General features: G+C 36.6%; 16 protein-coding genes and 1 pseudogene. 14 read left to right on the forward strand and 3 right to left on the reverse strand.

The annotated features are described in order from the left end of the window. Positions 1-45 precede the first annotated feature (45 nt). From RGT18_RS06570 to RGT18_RS06590, 5 genes are all read left to right on the forward strand, one after another. Complete coding sequence (locus tag RGT18_RS06570; protein WP_028078223.1) at positions 46-588, forward strand: glutathione peroxidase; 543 nt, start codon at positions 46-48, stop codon at positions 586-588. A gap of 81 nt (positions 589-669) precedes the next feature. Beyond that, complete coding sequence (locus tag RGT18_RS06575; protein WP_028078224.1) at positions 670-1,095, forward strand: bis(5'-nucleosyl)-tetraphosphatase; 426 nt, start codon at positions 670-672, stop codon at positions 1,093-1,095. A 2-nt stretch (positions 1,096-1,097) separates the two neighbouring features. Continuing rightward, positions 1,098-1,970, forward strand: coding sequence for a hypothetical protein (locus RGT18_RS06580; protein ID WP_028078225.1), 873 nt, complete (start codon positions 1,098-1,100; stop codon positions 1,968-1,970). Positions 1,971-2,062: 92 nt separating this feature from the next. After that, positions 2,063-2,338, forward strand: coding sequence for a ParB/RepB/Spo0J family partition protein (locus RGT18_RS06585; protein ID WP_028078226.1), 276 nt, complete (start codon positions 2,063-2,065; stop codon positions 2,336-2,338). A gap of 13 nt (positions 2,339-2,351) precedes the next feature. Next, positions 2,352-3,083 carry a pseudouridine synthase gene (locus RGT18_RS06590; protein ID WP_028078227.1) on the forward strand — a complete coding sequence of 244 codons (732 nt, stop codon included), beginning with the start codon at positions 2,352-2,354 and terminating at the stop codon, positions 3,081-3,083. On the opposite strand, the gene RGT18_RS06595 is transcribed toward RGT18_RS06590, so the two are convergent. Further along, complete coding sequence (locus RGT18_RS06595) at positions 3,080-4,720, reverse strand: Rqc2 family fibronectin-binding protein (RefSeq protein ID WP_028078228.1); 1,641 nt, start codon at positions 4,718-4,720, stop codon at positions 3,080-3,082. The genes RGT18_RS06590 and RGT18_RS06595 overlap by 4 nt on opposite strands. 65 nt (positions 4,721-4,785) lie before the next feature. Next, positions 4,786-5,238: pseudogene (locus RGT18_RS06600) on the reverse strand (transposase); the annotation flags it as partial. A 108-nt stretch (positions 5,239-5,346) separates the two neighbouring features. Between RGT18_RS06600 and gmk the strand changes: the two are divergent. The 6 genes from gmk to RGT18_RS06630 all read left to right on the forward strand — a co-directional run bounded on the left by gmk (position 5,347) and on the right by RGT18_RS06630 (position 14,200). Further along, a complete protein-coding gene (gene gmk / locus RGT18_RS06605) occupies positions 5,347-5,919 on the forward strand; it encodes a guanylate kinase (RefSeq protein WP_028078302.1) in 573 nt (190 codons plus the stop codon). A 96-nt stretch (positions 5,920-6,015) separates the two neighbouring features. Then, a complete protein-coding gene (locus RGT18_RS06610; RefSeq protein WP_037404000.1) occupies positions 6,016-6,582 on the forward strand; it encodes a TetR/AcrR family transcriptional regulator in 567 nt (188 codons plus the stop codon). Between the two features lies 1 nt (position 6,583). Continuing rightward, positions 6,584-8,911 carry a glycoside hydrolase family 2 protein gene (locus tag RGT18_RS06615; protein WP_245580929.1) on the forward strand — a complete coding sequence of 776 codons (2,328 nt, stop codon included), beginning with the start codon at positions 6,584-6,586 and terminating at the stop codon, positions 8,909-8,911. Between the two features lie 3 nt (positions 8,912-8,914). Beyond that, complete coding sequence (locus tag RGT18_RS06620) at positions 8,915-10,291, forward strand: glycoside-pentoside-hexuronide (GPH):cation symporter (protein ID WP_028078299.1); 1,377 nt, start codon at positions 8,915-8,917, stop codon at positions 10,289-10,291. A 2-nt stretch (positions 10,292-10,293) separates the two neighbouring features. Continuing rightward, positions 10,294-11,889 (forward strand): glycoside hydrolase family 36 protein, encoded by a 1,596-nt coding sequence (locus tag RGT18_RS06625; RefSeq protein ID WP_028078298.1) that lies wholly within the window; start codon positions 10,294-10,296, stop codon positions 11,887-11,889. Between the two features lie 145 nt (positions 11,890-12,034). Continuing rightward, the gene (locus tag RGT18_RS06630; RefSeq protein WP_051241004.1) at positions 12,035-14,200 is read left to right on the forward strand and encodes a bifunctional metallophosphatase/5'-nucleotidase; all 2,166 of its coding nucleotides are present in this window, start codon (positions 12,035-12,037) and stop codon (positions 14,198-14,200) included. 85 nt (positions 14,201-14,285) lie between these two features. On the opposite strand, the gene rpsD is transcribed toward RGT18_RS06630, so the two are convergent. Further along, positions 14,286-14,888 (reverse strand): 30S ribosomal protein S4, encoded by a 603-nt coding sequence (gene rpsD / locus RGT18_RS06635; RefSeq protein ID WP_028078297.1) that lies wholly within the window; start codon positions 14,886-14,888, stop codon positions 14,286-14,288. Positions 14,889-15,237: 349 nt separating this feature from the next. Here rpsD and RGT18_RS06640 point away from each other — a divergent pair, with 349 nt between their 5' ends. From RGT18_RS06640 to thiI, 3 genes are read left to right on the forward strand one after another with little or no spacing between them, the layout of a single operon-like run. After that, complete coding sequence (locus tag RGT18_RS06640) at positions 15,238-16,968, forward strand: septation ring formation regulator EzrA (protein WP_028078296.1); 1,731 nt, start codon at positions 15,238-15,240, stop codon at positions 16,966-16,968. Beyond that, positions 16,949-18,088 carry a cysteine desulfurase family protein gene (locus RGT18_RS06645; protein ID WP_028078295.1) on the forward strand — a complete coding sequence of 380 codons (1,140 nt, stop codon included), beginning with the start codon at positions 16,949-16,951 and terminating at the stop codon, positions 18,086-18,088. Before RGT18_RS06640 ends, RGT18_RS06645 begins: the two co-directional genes overlap by 20 nt. Beyond that, complete coding sequence (thiI, locus tag RGT18_RS06650) at positions 18,081-19,268, forward strand: tRNA uracil 4-sulfurtransferase ThiI (protein ID WP_028078294.1); 1,188 nt, start codon at positions 18,081-18,083, stop codon at positions 19,266-19,268. Before RGT18_RS06645 ends, thiI begins: the two co-directional genes overlap by 8 nt. Positions 19,269-19,272: the final 4 nt, after the last annotated feature.

Here is a 19,272-nt window from a genome sequence, read left to right on the forward strand (position 1 = left end):
ATATTGTATAAAATATAATTGTAATAAATATAGGAGGCTAAATTTATGACGTTTTATGATTATTCTTTAACAGATAGAAGTGGTAATGAAGTATCAATGCGTAACTATGAAGGCAAAGTGGTAATTGTAGTAAACACTGCTACTGGCTGTGGATTTACACCACAGTATAAAGATCTTGAGAGCATGTATGAGAAATATCATGAACAGGGACTAGAAATAATTGATGTTCCTTGTAATCAATTTGCTGACCAGACACCAGGCACGGATGAAGAAGTACATGAGTTCTGCACATTAAAATACAATACACAGTTTGATCAGTTTAAAAAAAGTGATGTCAATGGTGAACATGCATTACCATTGTTTACATTCTTAAAGAATGAACAGGGTTTTACAGGTTTTGGAAATAGTGTAAAGGCTCTTGCCATGCGTGCAATGTGTAAACTGAAAGATTCTAGCTATAAGAATAACCCTGATATTAAGTGGAACTTTACAAAGTTTGTGATTGATCGTAAGGGTAATGTAGTGAAGCGTTTTGAACCAACAGAAGACATGCATTCACTAGAAACATGCATACAATCTTTGTTATAGGTAAAAAAATGTAAGCGTTTTAGGCGAATTGTTTCACAAACGATAAAAAAACATATATACTATTTTCTGCGGAGGTAGTGTATGAAAAAGGAAAAATCATGCGGTGCGATTGTATACCGTAAACAAGAAGGTGTCATTCAGTTCTTGTTAATACATCAAGCATTGGGTCATTGGACATTTCCAAAGGGACATGTAGAAGATGGAGAGACAGAACATCAAACTGCTTATCGTGAAATCTTAGAAGAGACTGGGGTTGAGGTTTCTTTTGAAGATGGTTTTAGAGTTGTAAATACATATTCCCCGAAAGAGGATACTCTGAAAGATGTTATTTTCTTTTTAGCACAACCGATTGGTGGACATGAAGAACCACAGCCATCAGAAGTGTCAGATGTACGTTGGTTAACATGCGTTGAGGCACATGCAATCATTACATATCCTTCTGATCGTGCATTATTAAAGAAGGCAATCGATCATATTAGACTCAGAGGGGATTGGAAAGAGTATTAAGAATGATTTCGTTACAAGTTTGTATTGCCAATACTGAGAGTGATACATATTTCTTAAAAAATCAGGACCGATTAATCGCTCTTGAAGCTCAACCTTCAGTACGTCATCTATTACGTAATGATGAACACATTGTGGGTATTGAAGAACACTATCATCATGATGGTGCTGTAGAATCTGCGTTTCTATTAACTGAAAAAGTTTCTGAACAAGATTTCATTGACTTGATTGCAATATTACTAGAATCCTATATCCGTCGTTATCATTGTGCTCGAATTGTATTCCATACGAAAGATGCACAACTGATAAAGGCATACCGAGCAAATGCAGTAAGATGTGACAATAATCAGTTTGTCTATGTTGTAGAACCGTATCGCTTACAGTTAGAAAATGATGTATTTGATGAACGTGGGTATATCATTAACCAAGGCAAGATGGAAAGTATTCCATTCGGTTGGTTTAATACAAGAGATAAGGGCTGTGGTTGGATAGCAGCGTATAACCTTTTAAAACTTAATGGGAAAACCAAGTTGATGAAGGATGTACTTGATGGTTTAAAACGCTTTGCGTTTATCGGTAATTTATTAGGACAAGAGAAGATCTCTCTTTACTTTTGGCTGAAGAAGCAGGGCTTAAATGTTCATATGAGTGCTGGAACCAATACAAAGATTATCAAAAAGATGTGTGCCAGTAAGTCAGGAATCTTGTTATATATCCATCGACATAATGCACATTATGTGGCATATGAAGTATGCAAGGATGGTAGAATTCATCTCTATAACGCTGTTTATGGCAAGAGAAACCATATTATGACAGCGAGTGAGTTCTTATCTGAGCATTCCTTTATTCCATTATCCTCATTGATTTATATTGACTAGGTCCTAACAATGTTAGGGCTTTTGTGATTGTGGGGGGTCTTGTATATTTTCATCTATCAGTATGGTAGAATAAAGGGCGATTAGAGGAAGTTATGATTAATAAGAAAGTTCATATTTCAAAGATTCATTTTACGTATGTTGAATCTGAAGCTTTAATTGATTCCATCGCAAAACGTGGGGTTGCGATTGCGGTACAGGTCAACGTGCACGATGACTATTATGAGTGTGTGGATGGGAATAAACGATTAACAGCTTGCAAGATTTTATCTTTGCAGGATAAGAAATTTGAAATGGTTCCTGTGATGATTATGAACGATTATTCTAAGGCAGGTAGTGCTTTCTGGGGCAATACACAGAATAAGCATTGATAAAGGAGAAAGCATGGAACGATTACAGAAAACAATTGCGAAGGCAGGCATTGCCAGTCGTCGTAAAGCAGAAGAACTCATTGTTAGTGGCAAGGTCAAAGTGAATGGTGTTGTTGTAACAGAGCTTGGAACACAAGTATCTCCTGACGATGATATTAGTGTAAATGGTGTTGTATTAAAGAAAGAAGAAAAGGTATACTACCTATTAAATAAACCACGTAGAGTTATTTCAAGTGTCAGCGATGAAAAGGGTAGAGAAACAGTTCTTGCGTATTTAAGTGATGTCAGAGAACGCATCTATCCAGTAGGTCGTTTGGACTATGATACTTCTGGTATTCTGTTATTAACAAATGATGGTGATTTTGCGAATGCGATGATGCATCCATCTTCACATTTACCAAAGACTTATGAAGTTGCGGTAACGGGTGTACTTACGGATGATATGTTAAATCGCTTAGCGAAGGGTATTATGTTATCGGATGGTAAGACATTACCAGCTGAAGTAGTATTATTAGAACGTTCTGCAAAAAAGAATAAAACCGTACTCCATATTACAATCCAAGAAGGACGTAATCGTGAAGTGCGGCGTATGATGGAATATTTCCATTGTGAAGTTACAAGACTGAATCGTATTTGCTATGGTTTCTTAGATTTAGGAAATCTAAGACAAGGGCAATATCGTAAGCTACGTAGTTTTGAAGTTCGCAAGTTACTTGCGATGGTAAAGCGTAGCACAGAAGACTAAAGGTCTATATATTGGCTAATCTGTTCTTCATCAGGATCAATGTAAATCATCTTATATTTACCTAATTCAACCATTCCGGGTTTCGCACCTGGAATTTTTTTGAGGTTTTTGATAGGACAATACGCAACTGGAACACTAGAGGACATACGACCTGCAGAGAAGTAGGCTGCGATATTAGCAGCTAGACGCATTGTATACTCATCTGGATTATCATCATGTACGACCACATGTGAACCATGATAATCCTTGGTATGGAACCAAATATTACTCTTCTTCGTATGCCAAGTGAGTGCATCGTTTTGCAAGTTGTTTTTACCAAAGGAGATAGCGATACCTTGTTCAGTCGTGATTGTTGTATAAGAAGGTAGTACTTCTTTTTTCTTTTTCTTCTTTTTGCCTTTTTCTTTCTCGAAAAGATAACCCAGTTTGACGAGTTCTTCGCGGATTTCCATTGCCGTTTCAAAGTCGGCGTATTTGAGTTGTTCAGAAAGACCACTGAAATAATCAATTTCCATTTGACAGAGCTGTATCTGTTCCTGCAAGTAGACTTGGCCTTTCTTTAGCTTATTGTATTTTTGGAATGCTTTGCGTGCATTGCCTTTGCCATCTAATTTAGGATCAAGTGGAATCCGAACAGGACTATCATCTACAAAACTATTTAGAATAATTTCTTTGAGTCCCTTTGTATCAGAGATTTGATATGCGTAGAGTAGATCTCCGTACTCACGCCATTTATCACAATCTTTAGCAGATTCATATTCTTCAATTAGACGTGGTAGCTTTGTGGATTGGTGTTTTAGTTGGCGACTAATAAAGTGTTGAATATCGCCAGAAATCTGTTTAATTCGTTCTTTTTCTTCACGGTGGAAGTAGAGAATATCGATTCCTTCAAAAAGAGGATACTCCTTACATGGTCCGACACTGGTTAAATCAATACAGTGGAATACTGGTTCATTATCACTATTAGCGATGAAGATCGATTTACTATTAGAAATTTCTTTCATAATACTATGGAAGGATTGCCCTTTTGACATACGATATTCAACTTCCTTTGCAAGAAATGGTGAAAAACCAGAGAACTGTTTTGTAAGAGATACGTTCATATCTACATTTTGTTCTACAAAAGGATTTTTCTTATCTTGAGAAGGTGTTTCGCTAAACTCTGCACCAGCTTGAATTGTTCGTCTGCTATTTTCAAATGGAGGAATACGCTTCATCGCATCAATGATACGATTTTGTGAATTGACCAAAATAACATTGGCATATTTGCCCATTAGCTCTACATAAAGCTTGAGATATTCAAGGTCACCAATTTCATTATGATGACGAATATCAAAAACCATCCAACGGTCTAGTTCGGCTTGTTGAATTTTTTCTACGATTGAACCTTCTAAATATTTACGCAACACCATCACGAAGTTGGAAGGCTCGTTTGGGGTTGGGTAACTACGATTCGTAAATAGAATACGGTTATAAACAGAATGTGTAGAAATCAATAATTGTTTCTTACCTGCAGTACCATGTGTTTGTAATAAAAGTTCTGTTTGGGAAGTCATATATATTTTCTGAATTCTGAAGGGAAGTGTTGCTTGAATTTCAGGGATCAGTTTGGATAATAAAATACCATCTAGTGCCATTTGAAAACCTCTTTATTTTTCTTATCTAACAGTAAACAAAAATGGCCTATGGAAATGCGATGAAATCAAGTATTTCTCTTATATGTTCCGTTGAATAATATCAAATGTCGTAAAATTCTATCCATCTTTGGCCACAGTTCTACTGCACCTTTTACTCTAAACAGATATACAAACCAATTTAAATAGGATTGTAGATTAGTCATTCTCATCCCAATGAAGCGATAGATATACCTTTTTAACCACGAGCACATATTGTTTATCAATGCCATGTTCTCTAGATATTCTTTGTCGTGTGTATTGGCTTTATAGAATTCTTCTTTCAAATCTAATTCTTTTATCAGCTTGTCATGTGCTCTTTCGCCATCATGTACTAGTGTTGATCCGGAAGCGATATGATTCTTTAGTGCTTCAAAGATACGTGAAGCAGATGGCTTTCCATGACCACAAATAACAGCGTATGTATTTTTGTGACAATCGATTGCCACAACGATACAGAGTTGGCTCTTAGATAATCCTCTCTTCTTGTCTAGGCCATTTTTGTTTACTGTTAGATTTTCTTATTATATCATGATTGACTATGTTAAAATTAATGAGTAATCTATTAGGTAAGGATGGAGGATACAATTATGGCTAAGGGATTGTTAATTGTATTAAGCGGACCTTCTGGTGTTGGTAAAGGAACGGTTCTCAAAGAGTTTATTCATGATAAAGATTTGAAACTTGCATACTCGGTTTCTATGACTACTCGTAAGCAGAGACCAGGTGAAGTTGATGGTATAAATTATCACTTTGTCACGAAGGAAGAGTTCGAACAAGCAAAGAAGAATGGTGAATTATTAGAGGCAGCAGAGTTTGTTGGAAATTACTATGGAACACCAATTTCAGAAGTAGAGAGATTGCGTAATGAAGGCAAGAATGTCATCTTGGAAATCGAAGTACAAGGATGTACTCAGGTTCGTGAAAAGGTGAAGGATGCCTTAACAATCTTCATTGTCCCACCAAGCATGGCGGAACTTGAGAAGAGAATTCGTGGACGTAATACAGAACCAGAAGAAATTGTTCAGGAACGTTTGGCAAAGGCTGCACGTGAAATGGAACTCATTGGTATGTATAAATATGTCGTTTGTAACGACGATGCGAAGTTAGCAGCTGATATCATTCGCGTTATTATCAAACGTCATATGAAATCAAATATTTAATTTGTCTGTCAGTAGCTACTGGCAGTTTTTTTATATACTTGCGAAAGCGTTTTCAATCAATTATAATGGAAACCAATAAATGGAGGATGGTTTCCGATGGGAAATATACAACAAGATATCTTAGAGGCAACTTTACGATTATTCAATAATAGAGGACTAGAGTTTACAATGAATGATATCGCAAAGTCGATGCATATCGCAAAGAAGACAATTTATCGTTTCTTTTCATCGAAAGAAGATTTGTTGATTGCTTTATTAGATTATGGCTTTGAGAATATTCAAAAAGAGAAACAGAAGATTCTATCAACTGATGAAAGTATTGCTAAACGTTTAGAACAAGTGATGATTGCGATGCCAAAGCAGTATACAAAGATTGATTTTCGTATGTTAGTAAATTTGAAGGATGTTTATCCAAAGGCATATCAACGCTTGAATGAACATCTAGAAAATGATTGGGAACCTATCATCAAATTAATCAATGAAGGTATTCGTAAAAAGGAAATTCGTAAAATTAATACGTTTATACTTCGGCAGATTGTAACAGCCACTTTTGAACAGCTTCTATCTACCGATGAGTTACAAGAAAGAAACTTGACTTACACCAAAGCATTAAAGGAAATGATGAATATCATCATGAAAGGAATTGTTGTAGATGATAAGTAGAATGAATAACGATTGGGAATATATTGACCATTGGAGTGATGCGTTTATCCTAGAGGGTGAAGCGGAAGAGGTCGTTAGATTACCACATACAGTACAAGAGTTACCTCTACATTACGCGGATGCAGATAGTTATCAAAAGGTTGTTGGGTATCGTAAGAAATTAATATTTCCTTCTTCTTTAAAAGGTAGAAGATACTTTATACGTTTTGATGGATCAGCACATGAATCTACAGTGTATTTCAATGGGAAAGAAATGTATGTTCATGCATGTGGGTACACCGCATTTACGGTTGAATTAACGGATGAAATTCGCTTTGATGAAGAGAATCTTTTAACGGTGAAAGTGGATAGTCGTGAGAGTTTAAATACACCTCCATTTGGCTTTGTGATTGATTATCTTACCTTTGGTGGTATCTATCGTGATGTTTGGCTTTATGATAAACCTACATATTTTATCAAAGATGTATTTGTGATGACAAAGTCTTTAGATACAGTATCAGTATCTATACAAACAGAAGGAACAGTTCCTGCAGATACATATCATGTAAAAATTTTTGACTTCAAAGGTGAAATGCTCGCAGAGGAGGTTGTGCCTACAAATAATCAACAGATACAAATACCTGTTAGTAATATTCATGCATGGTCTGCCGAATCTCCGACATTATATCGTTGCGTTGTAGAACTCGGTGAGGATAGCTATGAAACAAACTTTGGATTCCGCACGATTCGATTTGATCAAAATGATCTATATATCAATGATCAAAAAGTATTCTTGATAGGTCTAAATCGTCATCAATGCTATCCATATATCGGTTATGCGGCTGTTGATTCTTTACAAGAGGAGGATGTACGTATCTTAAAGGAAGAATTACATGTTAATGCGGTACGTACTTCACATTATCCGCAAAGTCAATCATTTATCGATGCTTGTGATCGTTATGGTTTGTATGTATTTACTGAGATTCCTGGTTGGCAACATATTGGGGATGACACTTGGAAACAACAAGCTATTCAGAATACCAAAGATATGGTACTACAGTATCGCAATCATCCTTCTATTATTCTTTGGGGTGTTAGAATCAATGAATCTCTAGATGATGATGCACTTTATACAAAAACAAATCAAGTTGCTAGAGACTTAGATCCTTCTAGACCTACAGCAGGTGTACGCTATCTTACAAAGAGTCATCTATTAGAAGATATTTATACTTTCAATGATTTCTCGCATCACGGTGATAATAAAGGTGCATTAAGTAAGAGTGAAGTTATGGTAGATACACATCATCCACTCATCATCTCTGAAGCCAATGGACACATGTTCCCAACGAAGAGTTTTGATACACAAGTGCGACGGCAGGAACATGCATTACGCCATGCGCGTGTGTTTAGTGATGCGATGGCTGATGGCCAACATACTGGAGTTTTCCAATGGTGTATGTTTGATTATGCAACACACAAAGACTTTGGCTCTGGAGATCGGATTTGTTATCATGGAGTAATGGATAGTTTTCGTAATCCAAAGCTTGCGGCAAGTGTCTATGCTTCACAACAGGATGAAGAACCTATCTTAGAAATTAGTACTTCCATGGATATTGGTGATTACAATGCAGGTAATCTACCTGATTTCTTCGCATTTACCAATGCCGATGAAGTGCGTTTATACAAAAATGATCAGTTTGTTTCTTCATTTGCTACATCTGTGTATTCTGGTTTAAAGCATGGTCCTATTCGTATCGATGATACGATTGGAGAACTACTTGTAGAAAACGAACACTATACTTCGAAACAGGCAGATGATATACGTAAATGCTTGCTCGCAAGTAAAAAGTATGGTAGTAACTTACCACTGCGCTATCGTTTGTTATATGCAAAAATCATGTTCCAATACAAGATGAGCTACAGTGATGGTGTCGCTCTGTTTGGAAAGTATGTATCTGGTTGGGGTTCCGATTCAATTACTTGGAGATTTGATGCAATCAAAAATGGTGAAGTTGTGAAGTCTATTATCAAATGTCCGTCTGCTAAATTACATCTATCTTATCAAGTATCTCGTAAAATACTGATAGAAGGCGATTGTTACGACATGTCTGCGATTCGTATTCAAGTAAAGGATGAATATAACAATCTAGCTTCTTATGCGCAGTTTCCACTCAGCTTCATTACAACAGGTCCTATCGAAATTGTAGGTCCTAAGACAGTTGTGGCTGAAGGTGGTATGACTGGTACATATATTAAAACAACTGGCGAAGAGGGAGAGGCTATTCTTACGATTTCTGCACCAGATTGTAGTTCAATTACAATTCATTTTACTGTTAAAAAGGAATCATAAAATATGAAAGAATTTGGTAAAAAACAATTTTTTGCCTATGGTTTAGGTGCGATTGGCAAGGATATGGTATATGCCTTATCTGCCTCTTATATTATGTATTACTATCAAGATATTTTAGGTTTATCTGCGACCTTTGTCGGATTTATCTTGATGATTGCACGTGTATTTGAAGCAGCCAATGATCCATTTATGGGTGTCGTGGTCGCAAAGACAAATTCAAAGTGGGGAAAGTTTCGTCCATGGCTATTTACTGGTACGATTTTAAATGCATTTGTTTTATACGCATTATTTGCGGCACCTGCAGTATCTGAAAAAGCATTAATGATATATTTTGCGGTGATGTATATACTTTGGGGAATGACATATACTATGATGGATATTCCATTTTGGTCGATGATACCTGCAGTTACTTCTACGATGAAAGATCGAGAAAATCTATCCGTTGTAGGACGTACCTGTGCAGGTGTTGGTTATGCGTTAATCAACGTATTTACAGTGATGGCTGTATCCAAACTAGGTAGTGGGATTGAGCGTACTGGCTTTCGTTTGTTTGCGCTTATTATAGCGATTTTGTTTGTAGTATTTATACTTTTTACATGTTTTACAATTCATGAGCAAAAAGTAGAAAACATGCAGACAACATCTGTTAAAGAGATGTTTAAAGCGTTATTCGACAATGATCAAGCAATCGTGACTGTTGCTACAATTGTGTTAATTAACTCTGCGCTTTATATTACATCGAATCTTTTGATCTATTTCTTTAAATATGATATTGGTGGAACGAGTTGGAAGGATGCGTACACAGTATTTACATCTGTTGGTGGTATCTCTCAGATCTTAGGTATGATGGTTGTATATCCAGTTCTAAGAAATAAGTTATCTAATACAAAAATCTTTAAACTATGTTTGTTACTAGCAATATTGGGATATGCATTCTTGCTAGCCTTATGTTTATTGGGATATTCATCTGTTCTAACCATGTTAATGGTGCCTGGTGTAATGATCTTTGTATCCAATGGTATACTAACAGTATTAACAACGGTCTTTCTTGCGAATACCGTTGATTATGGTGAGGCTAAAACTGGTCATCGTGAAGAGTCTGTCATCTTTAGCATGCAGACATTTGTAGTAAAGGCTGCTAGTGGTTTAGCGGTGTTTATTACAGGCGTTAGTTTGGATCTCATTGGTTTAACAAGTAAAGATGGTTTAGGAGAAGGGATACCAATACTTGATTCGCCATTATTAGGACTTCGTTTATTGATGACGATTTTACCTATTATTGGATTAGTGCTTGCACTAGTTTTATTTACAAGAAAGTTTATCCTAACAGATGAGAAAACAGAACAAATCCGAAAACAGCTAGAAGAAAAGAAGGTGTGAGTATGCAAGTACAGTGGTTGATAGAGAGTATCGATCAAAAAATTAAATTACAAGGTAATGAAAACTGGCAGGATGATGCACTGCATATTCATGTAACAACTGCACAAATGATACTGGGAAATGTTGAAGTGAAACTTTCTGTATCTATCGCAAAGGATGAGAAGATTTTCATGAATGGATATCAAACATGGACGTATTCTCCTGAACTTACAAGATATGATCATACACATGGACTAAAGAGAGTGCCAAAGAGTTTATTGCGGAAATATGGGTTTGATCGTTATGGGGATTATCATTTTGTGGATTATCCGCAAAAGAAGGGTATTACCCATGGTGAATCATGGTGCTATTTCCGTGATGGGAAAAAGTTTCGCTTATTTGCGTCATTAGATGAAGATCCAGGGTATACGTTATTCTGGTATGATGTAAACAAAGCTGAATTAAAAATTCAAAGAGATTGCAAGGATGTACAGACTAGTGGAGTATTCCATGCATTTGATTTGTTTTATGCAGAAGGTAGTGAAGAAGAGGTCTTTCAAGCATGGTTTGATGCAATGACTCTAAAGCCACTTACAACCAAGAAATTATTTGGATATTCTAGCTGGTATAATCACTATCAAAATATCAATGAAGAGAAGATTCGTTTTGATTTATCTGGTTGTGATAAAGTATTTCAACCAAATGACTTATTTCAAATTGATGACGGTTGGGAACCGTTTGTAGGAGATTGGTTAGAAACAGATGCAGTGAAATTCCCGAATGGATTAAAAGTGCTTGTGGATGAAATACATGCGAAGGGATATAAAGCTGGTTTGTGGCTTGCACCATTTGTGGCAGAGGAGAAGTCCTCACTATATCAGAATCATCCAGATTGGTTCTTACACCATCATGGAAAACCATGGTGCTTAGGTGCTAACTGGTCGGGTTTTTATTCGTTAGATATTGATCATCCAGATGTAATCGCATATCTTAAGCAAGTATTTCATCAAGTATACGATGTATGGGATTTTGATTTGGTAAAGCTAGATTTCTTATATGGTGCAGCTCCATTTGGAAATGTATCAGAGAGTCGTGCTAAGCGAATGAAACGTGCATTGGAATTTTTACGTGATATATCAAAAGGGAAGGAAATTTTAGCCTGTGGAGTTCCGTTAATGCCATCCTTTGGATTAGTTGAATATTGTCGTATTGGTTGTGATGTTGGTTTGGATTGGGATGATGCCTTCTATATGCGTTTATTGCATCGTGAAAGAATCTCCACAAAGAATGCGATTGTAAATACAGTGAATCGTAGACAATTAAATAAACATGCGTTTGTGAATGATCCAGATGTATTCTTTATCCGTACGGAGAATATTCATCTATTGGACAAACAAAAGGATGATTTAGCACGGATACAAGCTTTACTAGGAGGAGTATTCCTAACAAGTGATAGTCCTGCAAATTATACAGATGAAATGGTTAAAAAGTATCAGGAATACCGTAAGCTAGCATCTGCGTTAGTGACATACGTAAATACAGATGAAGGTATTACAATTGAATATGCGTTAGATGGTCAAACTCATTTAGCACATTTTGATTGTACAAATGGTAAATAATATTCAATAAGAACTCTTGCGATTCTGAGAGTTCTTTTGTATTTTTATATGCTTATATATTGATCAAAATAAATGAAAGGGCTTACATTATTCTCTATAAAATGTTAAGTTATAGTTACCAGATATTTCAAAGAGGGGGATCATAATGAAATATAATTTAAAGAAGTATTTATCATTGATGACAGCATTCTTTCTGGTTCTGCTGTTATTACCGATTCGTATATGGGCTAGTACACCAATTTCTATTCTATACACAAACGACGTTCACTGTGGTTTAGAGGGTTATTCTAAACTGGCGGCATACCGTCAATCACTTACGGATGCAGGTATATCTACTGTGCTAGTAGATGCTGGTGACCATGTACAGGGTGAACTGATTGGTACGATGGATCAGGGTGAAAGTATCATTGATATTATGAATCAGATGAACTATGACTACGCAGTTCCTGGAAACCATGAATTTGACTATAAGGTTCCACAATTCTTATCACTCATGAATCGTGCAACATTTAAGTATCTGAGTGCAAACTTCAAACATGCGGATGGCACAGATATTATGGATGCGTATGCGATTAAGGAAATTGATGGACATAAGATTGGTTTCGTAGGTATCTGTACACCAGAGTCTTATACAAAATCAACTCCAGTATATTTCCAAGATGCTTCCGGTAACTATGTATACACATTCTCAGAGGATACTTTTTACGCTACAATTCAGGCTGCGGTTGATGCGGCTAAGGCAGCAGGTGCAGAAGCTATCGTAGCTATTGGTCATACAGGTATGGATGGTTCTACTGAAGAGTGGACTACAAAAGCTATCATTGAAAATACAAATGGTATTGATGCGTATATTGACGGACACTCACATGAAGTAAGTGCTGGTCCTGATTATACACATATGGAAAATGGTGTTCTTCAACATTACAGTTTCTTTAATAAAGATGGTAAGCAGGTATTCTATACACAGACAGGAACAAAGCTAAAGAATTTTGGTGAGTTAAAGATTGAATTTACACCAACAGTTCAAGTGACTTCAGTTATGCATAGTGTTGCGGATTTAACAGATAAAGATCCAACAATCGAAGCGTTAATTACAAATGCACGTCAAAGAGAAACAGCATTCTCCGGTACAGAAATAGGTACTTCTGAAGTGAAGTTATTTGCCAAGGATGATGATGGTACTTGGTTAGTACGGCATCAGGAAACAAACTTAGGTGATTACAACGCAGATGCGTATTTATGGAGAACAGGTGCAGATATTGCTCTTATGAATGCGGGTGGTGTTCGTACAAATGTCAATGTTGGTACAGTGACTAAGAAAGACTTAATCTCTGTGAACCCTTGGATGAACCAAGTAGGTGTGATTGAAGCGACAGGGCAAACAATTCTAGATGCATTAGAGCATGGCGCAAGATTCTATCCAAATAATAACGGTGGTTACTTACAGGTTGCTGGTTTAACTTATGAAATTAACACAAAGGTAACAACATCTCCTGTTGTTGAAGATAGTAAGGGAAGCTTCTTATCTGTTGATCCAACAAAGCCACGTCGTGTACAGAACGTATTAGTGTGTGGCGAACCAATTGATCCTAATCGTACGTATCGTGTAGCCGGAACATTCTATATCTTGCAATATAGTGGAGATGGTATGTCCATGTTTAAGAATTGTCCAGTTATCAGTGGTGATTATCCATCCGATGCGGAAGTCTTAATTGAATACATGACGCAAAAGTTAAATGGTGTTATCAGTGCTGAAGCATATGGTAATAAAGATGGTAATGGTAGAATTAAAGTTGTAGATGAAAATCGCTTTGTGGAAGTGGAGCGTGTTGAACCTACACATAGTGCTCCTGGATACATCAAGTATGTATGTGAAATCGATGGTACGGAAAAGTATGAAGAATTGCCTAAACTAGAATACACATTCCTAGAAGGTGAAAATGGGGAATGGGCAGGTACAGACGATGTACTCAAGTTCCGTATCAATGGTGATGAGACAGATTTACAGAATGTTTTAGTGGATGGAGTACTTTTAACTAGAGGAACACAATATACAGTTAGACACGGTAGTACAATCATTGAATTAACTCCATCATATCTACAAACTCTTTCTGTAGGTTCTCATACAATGACAGTGGTATATACAAACGGTTCTGTTTCGACAACATTCTCTGTTCGAAGAGCGGTTGTTGGTAGTGGTAGAACAGTTGCGACATCTGATAATAGTCGAGTGCAGATGTGGAGTATCGCTTGTATGATTGCACTGATGAGTCTGCTTGTATCAGCATATTATCGTATTAAGAAAGCATAGGGGAGTAGAACAAAGAAACGCATCTATAACGGATGCGTTTTTTGCGGGATAAAAAAAGCCAACTTGCGTTGACTTTTCACACTTGTTATCTGTTGTAGAATTCGACAACGAGTGATTCGTTGATTTCTTGGTTCAATTCGCTTCTTTCTGGAAGACGTACGAATGTACCTTTCTTGTTTTCCTTATCAACTTCAACGAAAGCTGGGATTGTGATAGCTGATTCTAATGATTCAGCAATTGCCTTGATGTTACGTGCATTTTCACGAACAGCAATTGTTGATCCTGGCTTGATTAAAGCTGAAGGGATGTCTAACTTCTTACCATTCACTTCGATATGACCATGGTTTACTAACTGACGAGCGGCCTTACGTGTTCTAGCTAAGCCCATACGGTAAACGATGTTATCTAATCTACTTTCAAGTAAGATTAAGAAGTTAACACCTGCCATGCCTTCCATCTTGGAAGCCTTGTTGAATAAGTTAGAGAACTGACGTTCATTTAAACCGTACATGTGACGGATTCTTTGCTTTTCACGTAACTGTGTACCGTAGCCACCTAACTTAATACGCTTTGTAGGTCCATGTTGACCTGGAGCATAAGTTCTTTTCTTAAGCTCTTCGCCTGTTTCTAAGATGGAGAAGCTTAAGCGTCTAGCTTTCTTCCAAACAGGTCCTGTGTAACGTGCCATGTTTTGTTTCCTCCTATATATGGCTGAGAAACAATAACAGGTGCAGATCATCAATGCGGGGTGTTATCATGAGCCTTTTCACCTTTTGCAGCAGGATACTTAGGAACAAGTTTAACTGTTGATAACGCCTTGTGCATGACTCTACATGCTGCCATTATTTAACGCACTCGATATGATACCATTAGTGTGTATAAACGTCAATTGTTTTCATAAGCTATATATAAGAATATTCATTTGTGAATCACAAGAAAAAAATATGGAAAGATATGTGAAAGTGATAAGGCATATCCCCAAATATATAGATGCTGTGTTAAAATAAGAAAAGATATTACAGGAAGGGTGGAAACATATGAATCAGATATTAACATTGTTATCAGATATCAGATTTATTATTGCCGTAGGTGCAATCTTTGTTTTACTGTTAATTATTTTAATTGTTACAACAGTACGTGCACGTCGCTATAAATCTGAGTATATAGAATTAGAGAATCGCTATCAGTCTATTAAGCAAATCCCTTTATCTTTAAAGATGAATAAAGCAATTGCGGTAAGTAGAGTAAATCAGGATACAGTTGATCGTGTTAATTCAGCGCAGAATAAATTTGATGAAGTGCAGTCATGTATTTCTGCTTTAGCAAGTAAGTTAACAGACTTAGAGCGTTATATTTCAGCGGGTACTTTATCAAAAGCTGGTAATGCCATCAAGGATATTGAAACATCCATGACTACTACAGAAGCGGATGCGAAAACACTTGAAAATATGCTGGATGCGATTCTAGCAAAAGAAACAGCACAACGTGAAGAAGTAACGACTTTGAAGAACCGTTTCCGTGCCCTAAAGGCACAAGCTGCTGAAAATGCACCTAAGTTATATTTTGCTTGGCCTTTAGTAGAACAGAAGGTTGTAGATACAGAGAAGATGTTTGCGACTTTTGAAGAGTGGATGTTCTCTAGTGATTTTGACAAAGCAAACCGTGAGCTTGTCAGTATCAAAGCAGTCATGACTGAACTTGAAGAAATGATTGAGAATATGCCTTCATTATTGGAAGATGCTAAGGGTGTCATTCCTAATATGGCAGAAGTTCTTCACAAGGATTATATTCACAATCGTAATCGTGGTGTTTATTTAAAACACTTGAATGTAGAAGAAAATCTCAATCAGATGACAGAGTCTCTACGTGAATCCTTAAAGCAATTAAAGACAGGCTCTACACTAGGCGTTCGTGAAACGCTAGATACAATGAAGGCAAAACTTCGTGAGATGGATCAGGCTGTTAAGCAAGAAGGTGAAAGCTTTGATGCAATTCAAGAGTTATCAAAGGAATCTACAGCGCTTGCAGATGAAGCGGATAAGAATGCAGCTTATGTAAAAGAAGCATTTGCGAAATCATCATCACGTTTTGGCTTTGCGGATTTAGAAGAAAAGCTTGCAGAGCAGATTGCTCGCTTACAAGCACTTGAAGCTAAGATGCCTGCAGTAATGGATAGTGTACGTAACTATCAAGTTCCTGCTAGTACAGTTGTTGGTTCTTTGAAGGAATTGAATGAAGAAATTGTTGCATGCAATACAGAGTTTAAGAATATTCGTACACGCATTGAAGCTGCATCTGGTGATGAAGAACGTTGCAAGAAGCAACTTGTTAAATTACAGATTGTTATGAATCAGATGCAAGTGAAGATTCGTAAGTACAAGCTTCCAAATATTTCGGAAGCTTACGAGGATGATATGCGCCGTGCAAATGACTATATCCATCGTTTAGATAACTTGATGGAAGAAGTTCCATTAAATATGCAGTTATTAAATGGAACATTACAAGAAGCGCTAGACTTTATCTACAAGCTTTATAACAATGTTAATAACGTTGTTGGTACAGTTATGATGGTTGAAAATACGATTGTATTTGGCAACCGTTATCGTTCCACTTACGCAGATATCGACTCTGAGTTAACACGTAGTGAGTTAAGTTTCCGTAATGGAGAATACACACAAGCGTTAACAACAGCAATCGCTACGATTGAGAAGATTCACCCTGGTAACTACGAATCCATGATCAAGGAGAATGCGAAGAGTGCAGCATAGAGTGTATTTTGATGGCGCTTCAACAACAGCAATTCACCCAGATGTATTACAAACCTATAAGTCTTTATTGGATAAATACTACGTTAATAGTGAGTCCCTGTATGATGAAGGCAGCGAAATCAGTCGAATGATGGAAAAGGCCCGGAGTGCAATTGCCGGGCTTTTGGATGTAAACAGCGAAGATATTATCTTTACCTCAGGTTCTTCAGAAGCGAACTCTTCCGCAATCAAAGGTGTATGTTTTGCACAACCTAGTAAGAAACATATCGTTACAACTAATGTAGAACATTCTTCAATCTTGAATGCATGTTTACAAATGGAACAGGTATTTGGATATCGTGTTACATATTTACCGGTTGATGCTAGTGGGAAGGTATCTTTACAGAAAGTCAAAGATGCAGTATCTGATGATACAGCAATCGTTAGTATCATGGCAGTAAACAATGAAGTGGGTTCCATCAATCCGATTGATGAGATTGCAACATATGTTAAGAAACATACACATGCCTATATGCATGTCGATATGACACAGGCGATTGGTAAAGTTGATGTGGATTTTAAAAATATTGATCTAGCATCTATCTCTGCACATAAACTGGAAGGTTTAAAGGGTAGTGGTATTCTGGTTAAAAAGGTTCATGTACCATTTGTGCCACTCATCAATGGTGGTGAACAAGAATATGGCATTCGTGGTGGCACTTCGAATGCTTGTGTAAACATGGTATTTGCCAAGACATTACGCTTTGCATTAGAAAATGGTAAGAAGTATCATGATTACATCACAACTTTACAACAAGTATTACTGAAGGGATTATCTACAATTCCGGGTATTTTGATTAATCAGCCAAGTGATGCGGTCAATAGTGTAGTCAACTTCTCATATGAGAAGATACCAAGTGAAGTTATGCAAAATGCATTAAATAAAAAAGGATTTATGGTTAGCGCAAGAAGTACTTGTGCATCTAAATCAGATGATCCAAGTTATGTATTAAGCGCTATGGGTTATTCTTCCAAACGTGCAAGTTCTTGTATTCGTATTAGTTTAACATATCATAATACAGAAGAAGAGATTGCTTCATTTATAGATTCATTAAAGGAGATTATTTCGCAATATGGTTAAGTATGATACAGTCTTAATTCGCTATGGTGAATTAAGTACAAAGGGTAAGAATCGAAGAGATTTTATTACTAGACTTTTCACAAATATTAAATATATGTTGCGGGATTATCCTGCACTAACGTATCGTAAAACATACGATCGTATTTACATTAAATTAACGGATGAAGATCCAGAAGAAATTGAAACAAAATTAAAGAAGGTATTTGGAATTAGTTCATTCTCCTTTACAGAAAAGGTGAACAGTAATTTAGAAGATATCAAGCAAGCTTGTGTTCGTATCGCTAAGGAAAGTGATAAGAAGACATTTAAGATGATTACAAAACGTCATGATAAGAGTTTTCCACTTAAGAGTGATGGTGTAAATCGTGATGTTGCCGGAGAGATTCTACGCAATACAGACTTAAAGGTTGATGTACATGATCCTGAATTAGCAATCCGTGTTGAAATCCACAGCAATGAAACCTACATCACATCTAGTAAGATTCCTGGTGCTGGTGGATACCCAGCTGGTATCAATGGTAAGGTATTGTTAATGTTATCCGGTGGTATAGATTCACCAGTAGCTGCATATCAGTTAATGAAGCGAGGATTACATGTAGAAGCAGTACACTTTGCATCTCCTCCATATACAAGCGAAAATGCAAAGAATAAGGTGTTAGAGCTTGCTTCACAAGTTAGTGAATATCAAGGCCACATGAAAGTACATGTCGTTAACTTTACACAATTACAGCTTGAAATCTATAAACATGCAGGAGACCCATATGCAGTTACATTGATGCGTCGTATGATGTTCCGCTTAGCAGATATGATTTCTAAGAAGTATGGATGCCTAGCCATCGGTACAGGTGAAAGCGTAGGACAGGTAGCTAGCCAAACACTAGAGAGTATCAACTGTATTAATACTGTTACAAATATGCCAATTCTAAGACCACTTGTATGTTATGACAAGATTGAAATTATTGATTTGGCACGTAAGATAGGAACATATGAAACATCTATCTTACCGTTTGAGGATTGCTGTACGATCTTTGATCCAAAGAACCCAGTCACAAAACCATCTGTAGATAAGAGTGTTTACTATGAATCAAAATTTGATTATGAAACATTATTACAACAGGCGGTAGATACACTAGAAACTGTGAATGTACAAGCAGTGAAAAAAGAAGAAGATTTCTTATAGAGAG

This window comes from Solobacterium moorei (assembly GCF_036323475.1).
Taxonomy (GTDB): Bacteria; Bacillota_I; Bacilli_A; order Erysipelotrichales; family Erysipelotrichaceae; genus Bulleidia; species Bulleidia moorei.